13 protein-coding genes are annotated in these 18,909 nt (G+C 72.2%); 4 read left to right on the top strand and 9 right to left on the bottom strand.

The features are described from left to right. The coding region (locus SM757_RS32820; RefSeq protein ID WP_322468550.1) for a YbfB/YjiJ family MFS transporter at positions 1–626 on the top strand (626 nt) is incomplete at its 5' end. A 4-nt stretch (positions 627–630) separates the two neighbouring features. On the opposite strand, the gene SM757_RS32815 is transcribed toward SM757_RS32820, so the two are convergent. After that, positions 631–2,562, bottom strand: a complete 1,932-nt coding sequence (locus SM757_RS32815) for an acyl CoA:acetate/3-ketoacid CoA transferase (protein ID WP_322468549.1) — start codon at positions 2,560–2,562, stop codon at positions 631–633. An 88-nt stretch (positions 2,563–2,650) separates the two neighbouring features. Between SM757_RS32815 and SM757_RS32810 the strand changes: the two genes are divergently transcribed. Further along, on the top strand, positions 2,651–3,769 hold the full coding sequence (locus tag SM757_RS32810) for a hypothetical protein (protein ID WP_322468548.1): 1,119 nt from the start codon (positions 2,651–2,653) through the stop codon (positions 3,767–3,769). Positions 3,770–3,826: 57 nt separating this feature from the next. Here the strand turns inward: SM757_RS32810 and SM757_RS32805 are convergent, their stop codons facing one another. From SM757_RS32805 to metK, 8 genes are all read right to left on the bottom strand, one after another. Then, entirely contained in the window at positions 3,827–4,801 is a 975-nt protein-coding gene (locus SM757_RS32805; protein WP_322468547.1) for a transglycosylase SLT domain-containing protein, read from the bottom strand. A gap of 283 nt (positions 4,802–5,084) precedes the next feature. Beyond that, positions 5,085–6,527 carry a sigma-54-dependent transcriptional regulator gene (locus SM757_RS32800; protein WP_322468546.1) on the bottom strand — a complete coding sequence of 481 codons (1,443 nt, stop codon included), beginning with the start codon at positions 6,525–6,527 and terminating at the stop codon, positions 5,085–5,087. Next, entirely contained in the window at positions 6,524–8,383 is a 1,860-nt protein-coding gene (locus SM757_RS32795; protein ID WP_322468545.1) for a sensor histidine kinase, read from the bottom strand. The genes SM757_RS32800 and SM757_RS32795 overlap by 4 nt, the downstream gene beginning before the upstream one ends. A 93-nt stretch (positions 8,384–8,476) precedes the next feature. Then, complete coding sequence (locus SM757_RS32790) at positions 8,477–9,814, bottom strand: dicarboxylate/amino acid:cation symporter (protein ID WP_066330977.1); 1,338 nt, start codon at positions 9,812–9,814, stop codon at positions 8,477–8,479. Positions 9,815–10,100: 286 nt separating this feature from the next. Further along, complete coding sequence (locus SM757_RS32785; protein WP_322468544.1) at positions 10,101–12,896, bottom strand: Hsp70 family protein; 2,796 nt, start codon at positions 12,894–12,896, stop codon at positions 10,101–10,103. Then, positions 12,893–14,779 carry an Hsp70 family protein gene (locus tag SM757_RS32780; protein WP_066331211.1) on the bottom strand — a complete coding sequence of 629 codons (1,887 nt, stop codon included), beginning with the start codon at positions 14,777–14,779 and terminating at the stop codon, positions 12,893–12,895. Before SM757_RS32780 ends, SM757_RS32785 begins: the two co-directional genes overlap by 4 nt. A gap of 32 nt (positions 14,780–14,811) precedes the next feature. Next, positions 14,812–15,432 (bottom strand): DUF2760 domain-containing protein, encoded by a 621-nt coding sequence (locus tag SM757_RS32775; protein WP_066330987.1) that lies wholly within the window; start codon positions 15,430–15,432, stop codon positions 14,812–14,814. 336 nt (positions 15,433–15,768) lie between these two features. Further along, the gene (gene metK / locus SM757_RS32770) at positions 15,769–16,947 is read right to left on the bottom strand and encodes a methionine adenosyltransferase (RefSeq protein ID WP_066330991.1); all 1,179 of its coding nucleotides are present in this window, start codon (positions 16,945–16,947) and stop codon (positions 15,769–15,771) included. Between the two features lie 163 nt (positions 16,948–17,110). Between metK and SM757_RS32765 the strand changes: the two genes are divergently transcribed. Beyond that, a complete protein-coding gene (locus SM757_RS32765; protein ID WP_322468543.1) occupies positions 17,111–18,010 on the top strand; it encodes a lysophospholipid acyltransferase family protein in 900 nt (299 codons plus the stop codon). Further along, on the top strand, positions 18,007–18,891 hold the full coding sequence (locus SM757_RS32760) for an LpxL/LpxP family acyltransferase (protein WP_322468542.1): 885 nt from the start codon (positions 18,007–18,009) through the stop codon (positions 18,889–18,891). Before SM757_RS32765 ends, SM757_RS32760 begins: the two co-directional genes overlap by 4 nt. The last annotated feature ends 18 nt before the right edge of the window (positions 18,892–18,909 follow it).

The raw sequence follows: 18,909 nt of genomic DNA, 5'->3' as shown, positions 1-18,909 counted from the left end.
AGGCCTTGACCACCCGGCGCCTGGCCGGCGCTCCCGGCGCGGCCGGCACCGGCGCGCGCCGCGAGCGGCTGCGCTGGGCGCCCTTGGGCTTTGCGCTGGCCGCCTACCTGCTCTTCGGCCTGGGCTACATCGGCTACATGAGCTTTGTGATTGCGCTGTTGCGCGGGCAGGGCCTGTCTGAAGGGCTGCGCACCGCCTTCTACGTGCTGTTGGGCGCGGGCGTCGTCGCCTCGTCCTGGCTGTGGGCCGGGCTGCTGCAGCGGGCGAGGGCGGGCGGTGCGCTGGCACTGCTCAACGGGCTGCTGGCGCTGGCCACGCTGCTGCCGGTGCTCAGTGCCCACCCGCTGGCCGTGTTCGCCTCCGGCGCGCTGTTCGGCGCGGTGTTCCTCTCGGTGGTCGCCTCCACCACGGCGCTGGTGCGGCGCAACCTGCCGACGTCCTTGTGGCCCGCGGGCATCGCCGCGTTCACCGTGGTGTTCGCCGCCGGGCAGATCGCCGGCCCAACGCTGGTGGGCTGGCTGGCCGACGGCCCCGGCGGCCTGCCCCTGGGCTTCATGTGCTCCGCCGCCGCGCTGGCGCTGGGATCGCTGCTGGCGCTGCGCCAGCGTCCGCTCCAGCCGGCCTGAGCGCTCAATCCACCAGCCGCTCGCGCGCCTCCTGCGCCGTGGCGTAGACCTGCGGGTCCACCCCGCGCGCGGCCAGTGCCTGCGCCAGCCGCGCCCGCGCGAAGCCCGCGCTGCCGTAGCGCGTCACGCGCGAGTAGAAGCGCCCGGCGGTGCGCGCCACCATGGCGGCCCAATCGTCCTCCAGCGCGGCGTCGATCTGGAAATGGTCGTAGTTCACCACCGCGCGCACCTGGCGGCCCAGCGGCTCCAGCCGCTGCGTCAGCGCCCGCTCCACGGCGGCGATGTCCTCGCTGCTGTGCACCGTCAGCCGCTCGAAGTTGACGAAGAAAGTCTCGCCGGTCTCGTCCAGCTGCAGCCGCTGCGCCAGCGGGCGCTCCAGCAGCCGCTCGCGCAGCTTCATGGGGGCCGGGGAGAAGATGCAGGCCTCCATCAGCCGCGGCGCGCCGTCGATGACGGGCGTGAACTCCATGCGCGCCAGGATGTCGCGCTCCAGGTCCACGCCCGGCGCGATCTCCACGAGCTGCAGCCCCTGCTCGTGCAGCCGGAACACGCAGCGCTCGGTCACGTACAGCGCTTCCTGGCCACGCTTGAGGGCTTCCCGGCCCGCGTAGGTGCGTTGCTCCACTTCTTTGACGAACTTCGCCACGCTGCCATCGCCGGCGCAGAAGCTGCCCACGAACACCACCTTGCGCGCGTTCTGGCTGATGTTGATGAAGCCGCCCGCGCCCGCGAGCCGCTTGCCGAAGCGGCTGACGTTGAGGTTGCCCTGCGCGTCGGCCTGCGCCAGGCCCAGGAAGGCGATGTCCAGCCCGCCGCCGTCGTAGAAGTCGAACTGGTAGGGCTGGTCGATGACCGCGTGCGCGTTCACCGCCGCGCCAAAGCTCAGCCCCGCGGCCGGGATGCCGCCCACCACGCCGGGCTCGGCGGTGAGCGTGATCAGGTCGATCACCCGCTCTTGCGCCGCCACCGCCGCCACGCCCTCGGGCATCCCGATGCCCAGGTTCACCACCGCGCCCGGGCGCAGCTCCAGCGCGGCGCGGCGGGCGATGATGCGCCGCGCATCCAGCGTCGCGCTGCCGGTGTCGGCATGCGGCGCCACGCGCGTGGCCGGCAGCCGCACCTCGCCCGCGTAGGCCGGGTTGTAGGGCTCGGCAAAGGTCTGCATGTGCAGCTCCGGCTGCTCGGCCACCACCACGCAGTCCACCAGCACGCCCGGAATCTTCACTTGCCGCGGATGCAGCGAGCCGCGCTCGGCCAGCCGCTCCACCTGCACGATGACCAGCCCGCCGCTGTTGCGCGCGGCCATGGCGATGGACAGCACCTCCAGCGTCAGCGCCTCGCGCTCCATGGTGATGTTGCCGTCCAGGTCGGCCGTGGTGCCGCGCAGCAGCGCCACGTCCACGGGGAAGGCCTTGTAGAAGAGGCACTCCTGGCCGTCGATGTCCATCAGCCGCACCAGCTCCTCGGTGCTGCGGCTGTTGACGCGCCCGCCGCCGTGGCGCGGGTCCACGAAGGTGCCCAGGCCCACGCGCGAGAGCTGCCCCGGCTTGCCCGCGGCGATGTCGCGAAAGAGCTGCGAGATCACGCCCTGCGGCAGGTTCCAGGCCTCTATGCGGTTGTCCACCGCCAGCCGTTGCAGCCCGGGCACCAGGCCCCAGTGGCCGCCGATGACGCGCTTCAACAAACCTTCATGGGCCAGATGGTTCAATCCGCGCTTGGCGCCGTCGCCCTGGCCGGCCGCGTAGACCAGCGTCAGGCCGCGCGGCGTGCCGGTGCTGGTGAAGCGCTGCTCCAGCGCCACGGCCAGGTTCTCGGCGAAGCCGATGCCCACGAAACCGCCGGTGGCCACCGTGGCGCCGTCGGGGATGAGCTGGACCGCCTCCTCGGCGCTGACCACTTTGTCGGCGGTACGGAAACTTGTTTCCCTGTGTCGCATCACTTCTCCCGGGACGACGGCCGGCCTTGGCCGCTGGCAGCATACGCGGCCCCCTCCCAGGTTTCTCAGGCTTCTCAGGAATTACCGAATGCGCTTTTCCCACGCCCGCTATCGCAACCCTGCCCACGACGACCGCGAAGGCCCGCAGGGCAAGCCCAGTGCCCGTGCGCTGCGCCCGCTTGGGCGCCTGGGCGGGCTGCTGCTGGTGCTGGGCGCGCTGGCCGGCTGCGCGCAACCCGGCGCCGCGCCGCTGCGCCACGCGGCGCCGCAGCCCGGCGGCTTCAGCTTCGCGCTCATGGGCGACATGCCCTACAGCCCGCGCGAGCTGCCGGCGGTGGACAGGCTCGTCGCCGCCGTCAACGCGGATGCCGAGGTCGGCCTGGTCCTGCACGTGGGCGACATCAAGGGCGGCGCCGAGCGCTGCGACGAGGCCGTCTACCGCCAGCGGCTGCAGCAGTTGCAGCGCGTGGCGCAGCCGCTGGTCTACACGCCCGGCGACAACGAGTGGACCGACTGCCACCGCCCCGCGGCCGGCAGCTACGTGCCCACCGAGCGGCTGGCGCTGGTGCGGCGCCTGTTCTTCCCCGAGCCCGGGCGCACGTTGGGCGCAAAGCCCATGGCCGTCGTCTCGCAGGCGCGCGTGGACGCCGCGCATGCCGCCTTCGTGGAGAACGTGATGTTCGAGCGCGGCGGCGTGGTCTTCGCCACGCTGCACGTGGTGGGCAGCCGCAACGACCAGGTGTCGTGGATGGGCGTGGACCCCAAGGACGGCGTGAGCGGCACCAACGCCGAGCGCGGCGCCGAGTTCGAGGCGCGCCAGGCCGCCAACGTGGCCTGGCTGGACCGCCTCTTCGACGAGGCCCGCCGCCGCGACGCCGCCGGCGTGGTGGTGGCCATGCAGGCCAACCCGCGCATCGAGCAGTTGCCCGGCAGCCTGGAGCGCAGCGGCTTCGACGCGGTGCTGGCCAAGCTGCGCGAGCGCGCTGCAACGTTCCAGCGCCCCGTGCTGCTGCTGCATGGCGACGACCACGAGTTCTTCATCGACCAGCCCTGGTACCGCGACAGCGCCCCCGAGCCGCGCTTGGGCAACGTGACGCGCGTGCAGGGCTACGGCAGCCCGCGCATCCACTGGGTCAAGGTGCGCGTGCTGCCGGGCACGCCGGAGGTCTTCCACATCGAGCCGCAGCGCGTGGAGGGCAACCCCTGACGGATGCGGCAAGGGGGCCGATGGCCCCCTTGTTCAACAACTTCCGGCTTCGCGCGCTCAGCGCCCCCGCCTCAACCCCACCGCCTCCACCCGCGGCTTGCGGATGAGCTCCAGCCGCGGCGAGGGCCGGGTGATCTTGGCGTCGTAGGGGTGGTTGGTCAGGCCCGCGGACTCCAGCACCTTGCTGACGTAGTTGCGCGTCTCTTCGTAAGGGGGCACGCCCAGGTAGCGGTCCACCGTGCCTTCGCCCGCGTTGTAGGCGGCGGCCACGAGCTTCAGGTCGCCTTCGAAGTAGGCCAGCAGCCAGCGCAGGTAGGCCAGGCCGCCGCGCACGTTCTGCTCCTCGTTGAAGGGGTCGCGCACGTTGAAGCGCTCGGCCGTGGCGGGGATGAGCTGCATCAGGCCCTGCGCGTTCCTGGGCGACACCGCCGCCGGGTCGTAGTTGGATTCGGCCCGCATGATGGCCAGCGCCAGCTCCGGCTGCACCGAGTACTTGGGCGCGAGCTTCTTCACCAGGTCCACCACCTTCTTGGGCGCGGTGTTGAAGAGCCGCGCGCGCTGCGCCGGGTCGGCCACCAGGCCCTGCGCGCTCGCCGCGCCGTTGACCATGGTGATCACGGCCGGCGGCGGCGCGGGCGGGATCATGCAGTCCGGCATCTCCGGCGCCGAGCCGCCCACCATCTTCAGCATCTCCACGCCCTGCGGAATGCCCTTGTCCGCCGCCAGCTTGAACATGTAGGCCGCCCAAGCGTCGTTGCGCGGCACGCCGCGCGCGTAGGCGTAGATCCAGCCCAGGCGGAACTGCGACTCCGCATCGCCCCCGCGTGCGGCGCGGCAGTACATGGCGGCGGCGAAGGCCGGGTCGCGCGGCACGCCGTCGCCCTTCTCGTAGCGCTCGGCGTCGGCGCGCAGCAGCAGCGCCATCTGCAGCCGCGCTTCCGGGTCTTCCGCGGGGGAGGCCGCCGGCGCCGCGACGGCACTGCAGAGCGACAGCACGGCAGCGGCGCAACGCTTGAGCAAGGCGTGAGTCATGGTCGGACGGCTCCTTGGGTATGGAAACTCAGCAGCGGCGGGAGGAACTGCGGCGGGAGGTCGGCGGGGAACTGCAGGTGAAACCAATCCAACTTCAGGGTGATTGACGGGCCGCATCGTGCGATGGCGCGGCCGAGGGCAGAGGTCGGCAGGTTCCCCATCCCCGCTGCCGCGGACAACCCCCGAAGCGAACGGTTGCCGCGCCCGCGCGGCTTGTAGGAGTGCGCGAGGGCCTATGGGCAGGACAGGGCTGCGCCCAACCCCAAGCGCCGGCCGCCCAGGCTCAAGCCTGCGCCTTGAACTCCGCCGCCGAGACGTTGAGCCGCTTGAGCTTGTCGTGCAGCGTCTGCTTGGGAATGCCCAGCGCGCGCGCGGCCGCGGCCACCTCGCCGCCGTGCTGGCGCAGCGCCTGGGTGATGACGGCGCGCTCGAAGTCTTCGAGCTGCTGCGGCAGCGGGCGCATGGGCGCGCCGGCGTCGCCTGCCGGCGCGGCGGCCACGCCCGGCGGCGGCGCTAGGCCCGTGGCCGACGGGGCGATGCCCGCGCCGCTGCCCGGCAGCAGGCTGTCGTCCAGCAGGCCCAGCACGAAACGGTCGGCCACGTTGCGCAGCTCGCGCACGTTGCCGGGCCAGGGGTGCGCCATCAGCGCCGCCAGTTGCGCCGGCGTCACCAGCGGCGCCGCGCGCTGGTAGCGGCTGGCCGCCTGCAGCGTGAACTGCTCGAACAGCAGCGGGATGTCCTCGCGCCGCGCGCGCAGCGGCGGCAGCTCCACGAAGGCCACGCCGATGCGGTAGTACAGGTCGGCGCGAAAGCGCCCCTGTTCGCTGGCGCGCTGCAAATCCTCCTTGGCGGCGGCCACCACGCGGCAGTCGATGGGGCGCGCCACGTTGGAGCCCAGCCGCTCGATGCTGCGCTCCTGCAGCGCCCGCAGCAGCTTCACCTGCAGCCCCATGGGCATGCTCTCGATCTCGTCCAGGAACAGCGTGCCGCCCTTGGCGTGCTCCAGCTTCCCGATGCGCACCTTGCTGGCGCCGGTGAAGGCGCCGGCCTCGTGGCCGAACAGCTCGGTCTCGGCCAGGTTTTCCGGCAGACCGCCGCAGTTCAGGGCCACGAAGTTGGCGCCGCGGCGCGGGCCCTGCTCGTGCAGGCAGCGGGCGACAAGCTCCTTGCCGGTGCCGGTCTCGCCATAGATCACCACGTCGGCCGAGGTGGCCGCCAGCGCCGCGACCTTGGCGCGCACGCGCTCCATCAGCACCGAGCCGCCCAGCAGCGTGGACTCCACGCCGCGGCGGCCTTCGAGCTGGGCGCGCAACTGCTCCACCTGCAGCGTGAGCCGGCGCTTGTCGGCCGCGCGCCGCACGGCCGCCACCAGGGTGTCGGCGCTGCAGGGCTTGGCAATGAAATCCCAGGCGCCCTGGCGCATGGCGCCCACCGCCATGGCGATGTCGCCGTGGCCGGTGACCAGGATCATGGGCAGTTGCGCGTCCACGGCCTGCACCTCGGCCAGCCACTGCAGGCCGCTCAGGCCCGGCAGCCGCACGTCGCTGAGCACCACCAGCGGCGCGCCGGCCTGCACGTGCGCCCGCGCCTCCTCCACGCTGCCGCACTCGATGACGCCGAAGCCCGCCAGCATCAGCGCCTGCGCGCTGCCCAGGCGCACGTCCTCGTCGTCCTCCACCAGCAGGACGCGTATGGGAGTGTCGGCGGCGGGCAGGGGAGCGGTCATGAAATCGGGTGCTGATGGGGGTCGGCGGCGGCGGGGGCCGCCGCAGGGGCGGACGCGCCGGTTGCAGGCGGCGCCAGCGGCAGCATGAACACGAAGCGCGCCCCGCCTTCGGCGCGATTCTCCGCGGCCAGCGTGCCGCCGGACTCGCGGGCGATGTGGGCGGAGATCATCAAGCCCAAGCCCAGACCCTGGCCGGCGGGCTTGCTGGTGACGAAGGGCTCGAACAGGCGCGGCAGGATGTCCTCGCGGATGCCGGGGCCGCTGTCCTCCACCTCCAGCCGCGCGTGGTCCCCGTGCGGCCGCGCGCGCACGCAAAGCCGCCGCGCCGGGGCGGGCTCGCCCGGCGCGCCCGCGTGCGCGGCCATGGCGTCCACGGCGTTGGCCATCAGGTTCACCAGCACCTGCTCCAGCCGCGCCTCGTCGGCCAGCACCTGCAGTTTCAAAGGCGCGATGTCCACTTCGAACTCCACGCCCGCCTCGCGCAGCCGGCGCGACAACAGGAACTGCGCATTGGCCACCACCGGCTGCAGCGCCACCGGTGCCGGCGGCTGCTGCGACTTGTGGGCAAAGCTCTTCAGGCGATGGGTGAGCGCGCCCAAGCGGTCCACGAGCTTGGCGATGCGCTGCAGGTTGCCTTCCACGTCCGCGGTGCGGCCGTGCTGCAGCAGCACGCAGGCGTTGTCGGCGAGCGTCCGCATGGCCGCCAGCGGCTGGTTGAGCTCGTGCACCATGCCGGCCGACATGCGCCCAAGCAGGGCCATCTTGCCGGCGTGGACCAGCTCGTTCTGCGCCGCGCGCAGCTCGGCGGTGCGCTCCACCACGCGGGCTTCCAGGCTGTCGTAGGCCATTTGCAGCGCGGCGCGGCTGGCGCGCTGCTGCTGCAGGGCGCGGCGGCGCTGCAGCCAGGCAAAGGCCAGCAGCGGCAGCAGCAGCCCGGCCAGCGCGCCGGTGAGGGCCATGCGCCGCGCGTCGGCCTGCAGCGGGGCCAGCTCGTCCAGCACCACCAGGCGCCAGGGCGCGCGCTGCAGCGTGCGCTCGGAGGCCAGGTAGCGCCCGCCCTCCAGCGCCAGCAGCCGGCTGCCGTCGGCCAGGGTTTCACGCTCCTGCCAGCTCAGCGGTTTCAAGGGCGCGCCGCCGTAGGGGCGGGCGACGGTGGTTTCTTTCAGCGCCGCGGCGGCCAGCGGGCGCAGCGGGCGGTATTTCCAGTCCTCGCGCGTGCCCAGGATCACCACGCCGCGCTCGTCCAGCGCCAGCACCTGGCCCGGCAGCTTGCGCCAGGCCTGCTCGGTGGCCTCCAGGCTGACCTTGACCGTGGCCACGCCCAGCGGGGCCGGCGGCGGGGCCTCGAAGGCCGGCGGCGGCGCCAGCGCGAAGGAGAGGTAGTAGCCGGGCCGCCCGCTGGAGATGCCCACGCCGAAGAAGCGCCCGCGCTGCTGCGCCAGCGCGTCGCGCACGTAGGGGCGGAAGGAGAGGTCCAGGCCCAGCGGCGAGCCCGGCTGCCCGGCGTCGCCCGCGGCCAGCACCATGCCGTCGCGGCCGATGACGTAGAGCATGTCGGCGCCGGCCGTGGCGTTGATGCCGCGCAGCGTGGCGTTGACGTCGTGGCGCAGCGCCTCGTTGCGCGGCGCGCGCAGCAGTTGCAGCACCTGCGGCGTGGTCTCCAGCAGCGAGGGCAGGTAGTCGAAGCGCGCGAGCTGCGCGTCCAGCCCGGTGGCGACGAGGTCCAGCCGGTGCTGCGCCTGCTCCTGCAGCGAGGCCAGCCCGCTGCGCCAGGCCAGGCGGTGGCCGGTGAAGGCGCAGGCCGCCACCAGCGCCACGCAGGCGCCGCTCCAGGCCAGCAGGGCGCGGGGTTTCAAGGGAGAAAAGTAGGCTGCGAAAAGCATTGCGCGCCGCGGCGACCGACAGCAAGGTCGGCCACGGCGGCGCGCAGCATACGCGCTGGCTCGCGCTTAGCGGGCGGTCGCGGGCATGTGGGCCTCGCTGGCGTCCAGCACGGCCTCGGGCTCCTGGGCCTCGGCCACGGTCTCGCCGTTGAGCGTGCGGCGCAGGCGGTCGCTGTCCAGGTCGCCCGTCAGCTTGGCCACGACCACGGTGGCCACGCCGTTGCCGATGAGGTTGGTGAGCGCGCGCGCTTCGGACATGAAGCGGTCAATGCCCAGGATCAGCGCCAGGCCCGCCACCGGCACGTGGCCCACGGCGGACAGCGTGGCGGCCAGGACGATGAAGCCGCTGCCCGTGACGCCGGCGGCGCCCTTGGAGGTCAGCAGCAGCACCGCCAGCAGCGTGATCTGCTGCGAGATCGTCATGTCGGTGTTGGTGGCCTGGGCGATGAACACGGCCGCCATCGTCAGGTAGATGGAGGTGCCGTCCAGGTTGAAGGAGTAGCCGGTCGGGATGACCAGGCCCACCACGCTCTTGCGCGCGCCCAGGTTCTCCATCTTGGCCATCATGCGCGGCAGCACGGATTCGCTGGACGAGGTGCCCAGCACGATCAGCAGCTCTTCCTTGATGTACTTGATGAACTTCAGGATGGAGAAGCCGCTGGCGCGCGCGATGGCGCCCAGCACCACGAAGATGAACAGCAGGCAGGTGGCGTAGAACGTGGCCATGAGCTGGCCCAGTTGCACCAGCGAGCCCACGCCGTACTTGCCGATGGTGAAGGCCATGGCGCCGAAGGCGCCGATGGGGGCGACCTTCATGATGTAGCCCACGATGCTGAACAGCACGTGCGAGAACTTCTCGATGAAGTCGAACACCAGCGTGCCGCGGCCGCCGAACTTGTGCAGCGCGAAGCCGAACATCACGGCGAACAGCAGCACCTGCAGGATCTCGCCCTTGGCGAAGGCATCGACCACCGTGCTCGGGATGACGTTGAGCAGGAAGTCGGTGGTGCTCTGCATGGCGCCGGGCTTGGTGTAGGCGGCCAGGCTCTTGGTGTCGAGCTGGCTCACGTCCACGTTCATGCCCGCGCCGGGCTTGACGAGGTTGATGATCACCAGGCCCACCAGCAGCGCGATGGTGGAGACGATCTCGAAGTACAGCAGCGCCAGGCCGCCGGTCTTGCCGACCTTCTTCATGTCTTCCATGCCGGCGATGCCCACCACCACGGTGCAGAAGATGATGGGGGCGATGATCATCTTGATGAGCTTGATGAAGCCATCACCTAGCGGTTTCATCGCCGCGCCGGTCTCCGGGTAGAAGTGGCCCAGCAGCACACCGATGGCAATGGCCACCAGCACCTGCACGTACAGCGACTTGTAGATGGGTTTTTTCTGGACAACGTCCATGAATGTCTCCTCGGACGGCCGTTGGTGGAGGAACTGGGGTGGCCGAGCAAGGAGTGCTTGTGCAAGCGCGGTGCCAGGACGGCGGCTTGCTTTAAGTCCTTGATTTACAAGGAACGGCGCTTGCCACGACGCGGTGCGCGGGCCGGTGGACCGGACGGGCGGACGCAGAGGCGTCCGGGATTCCGGACTGCACTGAGGCCGTCAGCCCAAAGGCAGTGTTGGTTACTTCGTCATCCCCGCGCAGGCAGGGACCCAGGTGGCCTCCAAGCCGGAGCGCAAGAAGCGCTCAAGCCAGCAACCGCAACCCCGGCGGCAGCGCCTCGCCAAAGGCCTGCTGCTCCGCCACCTCGTCCAGCGCGCGCACTTCGCTGACCAGCTCCAGCCAGTGCCCGGCCACGCCGGCGTCGCGCAGCCGCGCCAGCAGCCGCTCGCGCAAGGCTTCATCCACGTCGCGCGAGCGGTCGCCCGTGCGCCGCGCCAGGTGCACGCAGGCCAGCGGCGCCGCGGTGGACACACGCCAGTCCAGCGCCAGCAGCGCTTCTATCCACCGCTGCGCCGCCGCCACCGCCACCACGGTGTGCGCGCTGCCGTACAGCGGCACGCGCGCGCCCAGGCGCCCAAGCGTCCACAGCTCCAGCGCTGCCGGTGACGCGCTCTTGGCCGCGCCCGTTTTCGCCTTGTTCGCCTTGGAAGCCGGTTTTCCGGACGCGGCGTTCCCAGCCTGCAGCAACTGCCCAAGCAGCCAGTCGCCGATCTCGGCCTTGTACTCGGCTGGGATGCGCTCCAGCGCCGCGCCCAGGCGCAGCATGTCGTCCCGGCCGGCAGGCACCAGGCCGGGCGGACGCTCGCCTTCGCCCTGCAGGTTGAACGCGAAGTCCTGCAGCAGCCGGCCTTGCGCGGCCTCGTCCAGCCCGCCGGCCACGCGGCGCCACAGCGTCCACCACTCGGCGGCGAGCTGCGCGTCGCCGCGGTGCTGCACGCCGGCGTCGTACTGCATGAAGAGCTGATGCACGCGCCAGTCGTCGGCGGCGAAGCCGAAGCCCGGGCGCAGGCACCAGCCCGCCAGGTTGAGCCACAGCCGCTCGTGGTCCGCGCTGCGGCGGCGCCCGCGCGCGTGCTGCAGCAGCGCGTCGAACAGCCGGCGCAGCAGCGGCAGGCTCCAGCGCTCGCGGGCGCCCAAAAGCTGCTCCAGCGCCGTGCGCAACTGCCGCACTTCCTTGGGCGTCACGTCCTTGGCGCGCGGGCCGAAGACGCGCGCCAGGCGCTCCAGCGCCTCGTCCAGCCGGGGGTGAAGGGCGGCGTCCGGGTTTCCGGACGGGAGGCTTGAAGGCTTCAAGCCGCGCAGGCGGAATTCCAGCGCGTGCTGCTGCCCGCCCTCATCGGCCGCCTGCAGCGCCAGGGTGCCCACCTCTGTGAGCGAGGCCGAGAGCAGCACCGGCAACTCGCGCCGCTGGTCTGACGCCTGGACGACGGTGGAGACGGGCGGCAGCGGTGTGAAGTCGCCTTCGGACGGATCGCGCAAATCACCCGCCTGCGCCAGCGCACCGCCCACGCTGGACAGCAGCGTGAAATTCACCGGTTGTCCAACGCGCAGCGCGAAGCGGCGCCCGCGCAGCGGCACGTCCACGCCCGGCTCGGTGCCGCGCGGCAGCACGCACACGGCCTGGTGCTCGTCCAGCCGCAGCCAGTAGTCGCGGGCCGAGCCGCCGCCCAGCTTGGGCGCCGCGCCGCGCCGCGCCAGGCCGTGCGCGACGGCGCCGCGCGCCACGGCCAGGTCGGGGTCGGCATTGGCCAGCAGCTTCACCGGTTCACCGCGCCAGGCGGACAGCACGTCCAGCAGCCGCTGCGCGATGGCGTGCGCCTTGAACACGCCGCCGTTGAGCAGCAGCGCATCCGGCACGGGGAAGGGGTCGGCCGTGCCCAGCGCCTGCCGCGCCGCGTCGGCGTGCTGGCGCAGGAAGGCGGCGACGTGGCGCGTGACGGCGCTGTCGGCCGCGTAGGGCAGGCCGAAGGCGACCAGCCCGCCGCGGCTGCGCTTCACGGGCTCGTCCGGCGCGACATGGGGGAAGAAGCCGTCCAGCGCCAGCGCCTGCACTTCCTCCCGGGTGAACGTGACGGTCCTGGCCCCGCCGATGAGCCGGCTGCCGCCGCCCAGCAGCGTGACGTTGGCGCTGGCCGGCGCGTCGGCCGCCAGCAAGGTTTCCTTGGCGACGCGGCAGCGCTCCACGAGCTGCGTCAGGCGGCCCGCGGAAAGGCGCTCGCCGCCCAGGCGCTGCTCGGCCAGGTGGGCCAGCGCCAGGTCCACGTTGTCGCCGCCCAGCATGAGGTGCTGGCCCACGGCGATGCGGTCCAGCTTCTTGCCCCCCTCGGCCACGCGGATGAGGCTCAGGTCCGTGGTGCCGCCGCCCACGTCGCACACCAGCACCAGGCGCGCGCCGCCCAAGGCGGCGGCCAGGTCGTCGCGGTGCTTGAAGGCCCAGTCCTGGAAGGCGGCTTGCGGTTCCTCCAGCAGCCGCAGTTGCGGCAGGCCGGCCTCGCGCGCGGCCTCCACGGTGAGCTGGCGCGCGCTGTCGTCGAAGCTGGCGGGCACCGTGAGCACGATGTCCTGCCGCTCCAGCGGCCGGTCGGGAAAGCGCGTGTTCCACGACGCGCGCACGTGCGCCAGGTAGCTGGCGCTGGCGGCCAGCGGGGACACCTTGGGCACGTCGGCCTCGGCGCCCCACGGGAGGATGGGGGCGACCCGGTCCACCGCCGCGTGCGACAGCCAGCTCTTGGCGCTGGCCACCAGCCGGCCCGGCACCTGCGCGCCCAGGCGGCGCGCCAGCTCGCCGATGACGGCGGGCTCCTCCGACGGCCAGGGCCGTTGCAGCGCCTGCGGCGGCAGCTCGCCGGGCGCGGGGTGGTAGCGCAGCGAGGGCAGCAGCGCGGGGCGGCCGATCTCGCCCGGCGCGATGAGCTGGTCGACCTCGAAGAGGTGGATGTCGCCGGCGCCGGCCTCGGCCCAAGCCACGACGGTGTGCGTGGTGCCCAGGTCTATGCCGACCAGGGCCGGGGCGTTGGGGGCGGCGCCGGGCTTGTTCATGCCTGTGCGGCGGCTCCTTCGCTGCCGCGCACGTCGAACTCCACCTTCCATAGCGCGCTGCCGTCGCGCGGCAGGGCGTACAGCTCCAGCGTGCCGGTCTCGGTCACGCGGGCCTGCAGGCTCACGGGCACGACCTCGCCCGGGGTGCGGCCTTCGGCGGGCAGCGTGGCCTGGATCTCCTCCAGCTCATGGATCTCGTCCGGCGCCCAGAAGTCCAGCAGCGTGCCGACCTGGTCCTGCCGGCGCACGCTGGAGCCGAAGAAGCGGAAGTGCACGGGCTCGCCCACCACCAGGCCGAACTCCATCTCCGGCACGTCGGCCTCGGTGCCTTCCTCCATGCCGAAGGGCGCCAGGCACAGCGCGGAGATGGGCGGCTCCATGCCCGGCACGGCCGGCATGGCGGACTCCACCGCCACGTAGTAGGCCTGCGCCGTGCCGCCGCGGATGCGCACGCCGCGGCCGCGGCGCACGTAGCCGTAGTAGGCCGCGCCCTGGGCCACGGCGCGGTCCAGGTCGGCGCCTTCGAGCAGCCGGGCCGCGGGGGCGCCTTCGCCCTCCAGCCAGCCGTTGAGCACCTGGAGCACGCGCTCGGCCAGCAGGTCCGACTTGAACACGCCGCCGTTGAACAGCAGCGCCGTCGGGTGCAGGAAGGTCGCGTCTTCCGGGGCGGCGTGGTTGAAGCCTTCCAGGTCGGCCGTGGCGCCGGCCTGGCGGGCCAGGAAGGCGGCCAGGTGCCGGGTGACGGCCGCGTCCTGCGCGTAGGGCAGGCCCACCTGCGTGAGGCCGGCGCGGGTGCGGGTGATGGGCCGCGCGTCCGCGCCCACCTGCGGGAAGAAGCCTTCCACCAGCGTGGCGCTGACTTCCTCGCGCGTGAGCTCGGTGCGTATCGTCCCGCCGATCAGGCGCGAGCCGCGGCTGGGAACGACGATGGGCTGTGCCGGCGCCTCGGGGTCGGCCAGCAGCACCTCCTTGGCGACGCGGCAGCCCTGGGTGAGCGAGCGCATCTGCCACGGGTCCAGCGTGGTGCCGGCGGCGGCCAGCTTCCTGGCCACGACGTGGGCCAGCGCCAGGTCCATGTTGTCGCCGCCCAGCAGGATGTGGTCGCCCACGGCGACGCGGTGCAGCTCCAGGTTGCCTTCGCGCTCGACCACGGCGATGAGGCTGAAGTCGCTGGTGCCGCCGCCCACGTCCACGACCAGGATCACGTCGCCGGGCTTCACCTGCTTGCGCCAGCCGCCGGCGCTGCCCTGGATCCAGCTGTAGAGCGCGGCCTGCGGCTCCTCCAGCAGCGTGAACTGGCTGCCGAAGGTGGCGGTGGCGGCCTCGGCGGTGAGCTCGCGCGCGGCGGGGTCGAAGGAGGCCGGAATCGTCACCGTGAGGCTTTGCTGCTCCAGCGGCGCCTCGGGGTGGGCCTGGTTCCAGGCGTTGCGCAGGTGTTCCAGGTAGCGGATGGAGGCCGTCACCGGCGACACCTTGCTCACTTCCGGCGGCGCACCGGCCGGGAGGATGGCCGCGCGGCGGTCCACGCCGGTGTGGCCCAGCCAGCTCTTGGCGCTGGAGACCTGGCGGATGGGCGTGGTCGCGCCGCGGCTGCGGGCGAGGTCGCCGGCGATGTAGTCCTGGTCGGCGCTCCAGGGCAGGGCCATGTCGCCGGGGGCCAGCTCGTCGGCGTGGGGCAGGTAGAGGAAGGAGGGCAGCAGGGCCCGGTCTTCGACGCTGCCGGGCGCGGTGAGCTGCGGGATGTCCATGGAGCCCTGGACGGTCTTCTCGCCGTCGCTGCCTTGCACGTCCACCCAGGACAGCGCGCAGTGCGTGGTGCCCAGGTCGATGCCGATCGCGTAGCGCGGGCCGGCGCTCTGGCCCTGGTCTTGTTGGGTCTGCACGGCGTCGTCGTCGTTGAAATTCGTTTCGTCGTTCACAGCTCCACCTCCGCTTGCGCGAGCACGCGCGCGTCATGTTTCTCGGCCAGCTTGGGCAGCTTCACTTCCGCGGCGCGCCAGCCGCGGTGGCTCAGGGTGCCGGTGAAGGGGGGCTGTCCGACGACGTTGCCGGTGAGCTTGACGCTGGCGGCGTCGAAGCCGGGCTGCAGCGTGATGCGGCTGCCCTCGTTTTCGCTGCGCACGGGCTCGATGCGGAAGTGCTCCTTGAGCACCTTGCGGCAGCCCTCGTGGACAACGCGCACGGCCGCGCCGATGTCGGCGTCGGCGTAGCCCTTGATGTCGTCCTGCATGAAGTCGATGAAGCGGCCCTCGCGCTGCAGCAGCGCCAGCAGTTGCAGCGCGGCGTCGGGCGTGGCCTCGCGCAGCACCACGGGCGGCGGTGGCGGAGGAGCAGGCACGGGCGCCGGGGCGGGCGTGGGCTTGGGCGTGGCCACGGGGGCGGGCGGTGGCGGCGCCACGGGCGGTGCGGGGGGCTCGTCCAGCCGCTCGTAGCGGGCGGCCTTGTCGGCGTTGCCGAGCAGGCTGAAGAAGGCCCCGAAGGCCATGGGAATGCGGCGCAGGAACGACGGTTTGGGGTCCTGGCTGGGGGTGGGCATCAGCGGGTTCTCCGTGGTGGTCCGGCAAGAGGTTCCGGCAGGGGGTGCCGGCAAGTCGGGCAAGGGCGCGCGGGCGGCGAAGGCCGGGGCGCGGCGCCAGGGCATCCGGCCGATTCTAGGGAAGTCCTAGGGAAGTCCCGGAGCCGGGGCGCCGCGGGGCGGCCTGCAACGGCTGTGCGGGCGGCGGCACAGGCGGTGGCACAGGCGGTGGCACAGGCGGTAAAGCGAAACGCCCGTCCCGCGCTGCGCTTGGGCAGCCCGGGGCGGGCGTCGGGGGGGGCCAAGCGGCGCCGCCGGCGGCTTCCCGAGGGGGAAGGGCCGGCGTGGCTGCCTGAATTACTTGCCGGCCAGGTCGCGCAGCACGGCGATCTTGTCGGCCTTCTCCCAGGAGAACTCCGGCTCGTCGCGGCCGAAGTGGCCGTAGGCGGCGGTCTTGCCGTAGATGGGGCGCAGCAGGTCCAGCATCTGGATGATGCCCTTGGGGCGCAGGTCGAAGACCTCGCGCACGATCTCGGCGATGCGCTCGTCGGGGAGCTTGCCCGTGCCCTCGGTGTAGACCGTGACGTTCATGGGCTCGGCCACGCCGATGGCGTAGGCGACCTGGATCTGGCACTGGCGCGCCAGGCCCGCGGCGACGATGTTCTTGGCCACGTAGCGCGCGGCGTAGGCGGCCGAGCGGTCCACCTTCGTCGGGTCCTTGCCCGAGAAGGCGCCGCCGCCGTGGGGGCAGGCCCCGCCGTAGGTGTCCACGATGATCTTGCGGCCGGTCAGGCCGCAGTCGCCCTGCGGGCCGCCGATGACGAAGCGGCCGGTTGGGTTGACCAGGTACTTCGTGTTGTGCAGCCACTCCTTGGGCAGCACGGGCTTGATGATCTCCTCGACCACGGCCTCGATGAAGGCGGGCTTCATCTTGGTGCCGTCGCTCATCTCCGGCGCGTGCTGGCTGGAGAGCACCACGGTGTCGATGCTGTGGGGCTTGCCGTCCACGTAGCGCATCGTGACCTGGCTCTTGGCGTCCGGGCGCAGGAAGGGCAGGCGGCCGTCCTTGCGCAGCTGGGCCTGGCGCTCCACGAGGCGGTGCGCGTAGTAGATGGGCGCGGGCATGAGCTCGGGCGTCTCGTCGCACGCGTAGCCGAACATCAGGCCCTGGTCGCCGGCGCCGATGTTGAGGTAGTCGTCGCTGGCGTGGTCCACGCCCTGGGCGATGTCGTTGCTCTGCTTGTCGTAGGCCACGAGCACGGCGCAGCCCTTGTAGTCGATGCCGTACTCAGTGTTGTCGTAGCCGATGCGCTTGATGGTGTCGCGCGCGACCTGGATGTAGTCCACGTGCGCGTTGGTCGTGATCTCGCCGGCCAGCACCACGAGGCCGGTGTTGCACAGCGTCTCGGCCGCCACGCGGCTGCGCGGGTCCTGCTGGAAGATCGCGTCGAGGATCGCGTCCGAGATCTGGTCCGCGACCTTGTCGGGATGGCCTTCGGAGACGGACTCCGAGGTGAACAGGTAGTCGTTCGCCACTTTTTTACACTCCTGGGTTTGCTGGCTCGCGTTGCCGGCCTTATCGGGAGTCGCGGCGAACGCTTTAGCGGCATTTGTCAGGCTTTGTAGCCCGGTGGGGTTGGCACCCACGTCGCCCCGCAAGTTGTCCTTTAAACCGGCGACGCCCCAATTCTATTCATCGATGAATGCTCTTCTGCGCTGGCTGGCTTCCTGGCCGTTGGGAAAACTGCACACCCTGGGCGCCCTTCTGGGGTGGGTGACCTACCTGCTGTCGCCTACCTACCGGCGGCGGCTGCGGGCCAATGCCGACCTGGCCGGGCTCACGCCCGCGCAGCGCCGCGCCTCGGTGGCGCAGGCCGGGTGCATGACGGCCGAGGCGCCGTGGCTGTGGCTGCGCGACGGCGAGGTGTCGCCCTACTGCCGCTGGGAAGGGGCCGAGCTCATAGAGCAGGCCTTTGCGCAGGGCAAAGGCTTGGTCATCCTCACGCCGCACCTGGGCTGCTTCGAGATCACCGCGCGCGCCTTTGCCGAGCGCTGGGGCGCGGCGCATCCGCTGACGGTGCTCTACCGCCCCTCGCGCAAGGCCGCGCTGCGCGAGCTGGAAGAGACGGCACGCGGGCGGCCCGGCATGGACACCGCGCCGGCCACGCTGGCCGGCGTGCGGCAGATGCTGCGCGCGCTCAAGCGCGGCGAAACCATTGGCCTGCTGCCGGACCAGGTGCCGCCGCAGGGCATGGGCGCGTGGGCGCCGTTCTTCGGCCGCGACGCCTACACCATGACGCTGGCGGCCAAGCTGGTGCGCCAGACCGGGGCGCACTGGCTGCTGATGTGGGCCGAGCGGCTGCCCGGCGGCCGCGGCTTCATATTGCGCGTGAGCGCGCCGCAGCACCCCCTGCCCGGCGCGGGCGAACCCGACAGCGAGGCGCTGCAGCAGGCTTGCGCGCGCCGCATCAACGAAGAAATGGAACGACTCATCATGCTCAACCCCGCCCAGTACCTTTGGGGTTACCACCGCTACAAGGCGCCGCGCGACGCGGCGGCGTCCCCGGCCGCGGCCGGCACGCAGGGGCCGGCGCAATGAGCGTGGGAGCCAAGCTGGGCATAGGCCTGTTGCGCGCGGTGTACCGGCTGCCGCTGGGCGTGCAGGCGGCCATAGGCCAGGGCGTGGGCGCGCTGATGCACGCGCTGGCCGGCAGCCGCCGCCGCATTGCGCTGCGCAACGTGGCGCTGTGCTTTCCGCACATGGACGTGGCCGAGCGCCGCCGCCTGGTGCGCGAGCACTTCGGCTGGCTGGGCCGCAGCGTGATGGAGCGGGGCCTGCTCTGGTATGCGCCGGTGGAGCGGCTCAAGCGGCTCATCCACGTGGAGGGCGACGTGACGCTGGCCGAGCGCAGCCAGCGCCCGGTGATGTGGCTGGTGCCGCACTTCCTGGCGCTGGACGTGGCCGGCGTGGCCACGCAGATCTTCCAGGCGCGCAAGGTGGGCTCCATCTACCAGGCGCAGAGCAACCCGGTGTGGGATGCCGAGATCCGCAAGGGCCGGCTGCGCTTCGACCAGGGCCAGGTGTTCCCGCGCAGCGACACCGCCTTGCCGCTGGTGCGTGCCATCCGCCGCGGCTGGGCCTTCTTCAACCTGCCGGACATGGATTTCGGCCGGCGCGAAGCGGCCTTCGTGCCCTTTTTCGGCGTGCCCGCGGCCACGCTGCTGGCGCCGTCCAAGATGGCGCGCGCGCTGGACATGGTGGTGCAGCCCGTGGTGGCCGAGATGCTGCCCGGCGGCCGCGGCTACAAGGTGAAGTTCCTGCCCGCCTGGGACGACTGGCCCACCGACAACCCCGAGGCCGACGCCGCGCGCATGAACCGCTGGATCGAGGAGCAGATACGCCACTGCCCGGCGCAGTACCTGTGGGTGCACAAGCGGTTCAAGACGCGGCCGGAAGGGGAGGCGTCGCTGTACGCCTGAGGCGGCTGTCTCTTATAC

This window comes from Azohydromonas lata, assembly GCF_034427735.1.
Taxonomy (GTDB): domain Bacteria; phylum Pseudomonadota; class Gammaproteobacteria; order Burkholderiales; family Burkholderiaceae_C; genus Azohydromonas; species Azohydromonas lata.
This window is presented reverse-complemented; position numbering and strand designations above follow the sequence as displayed.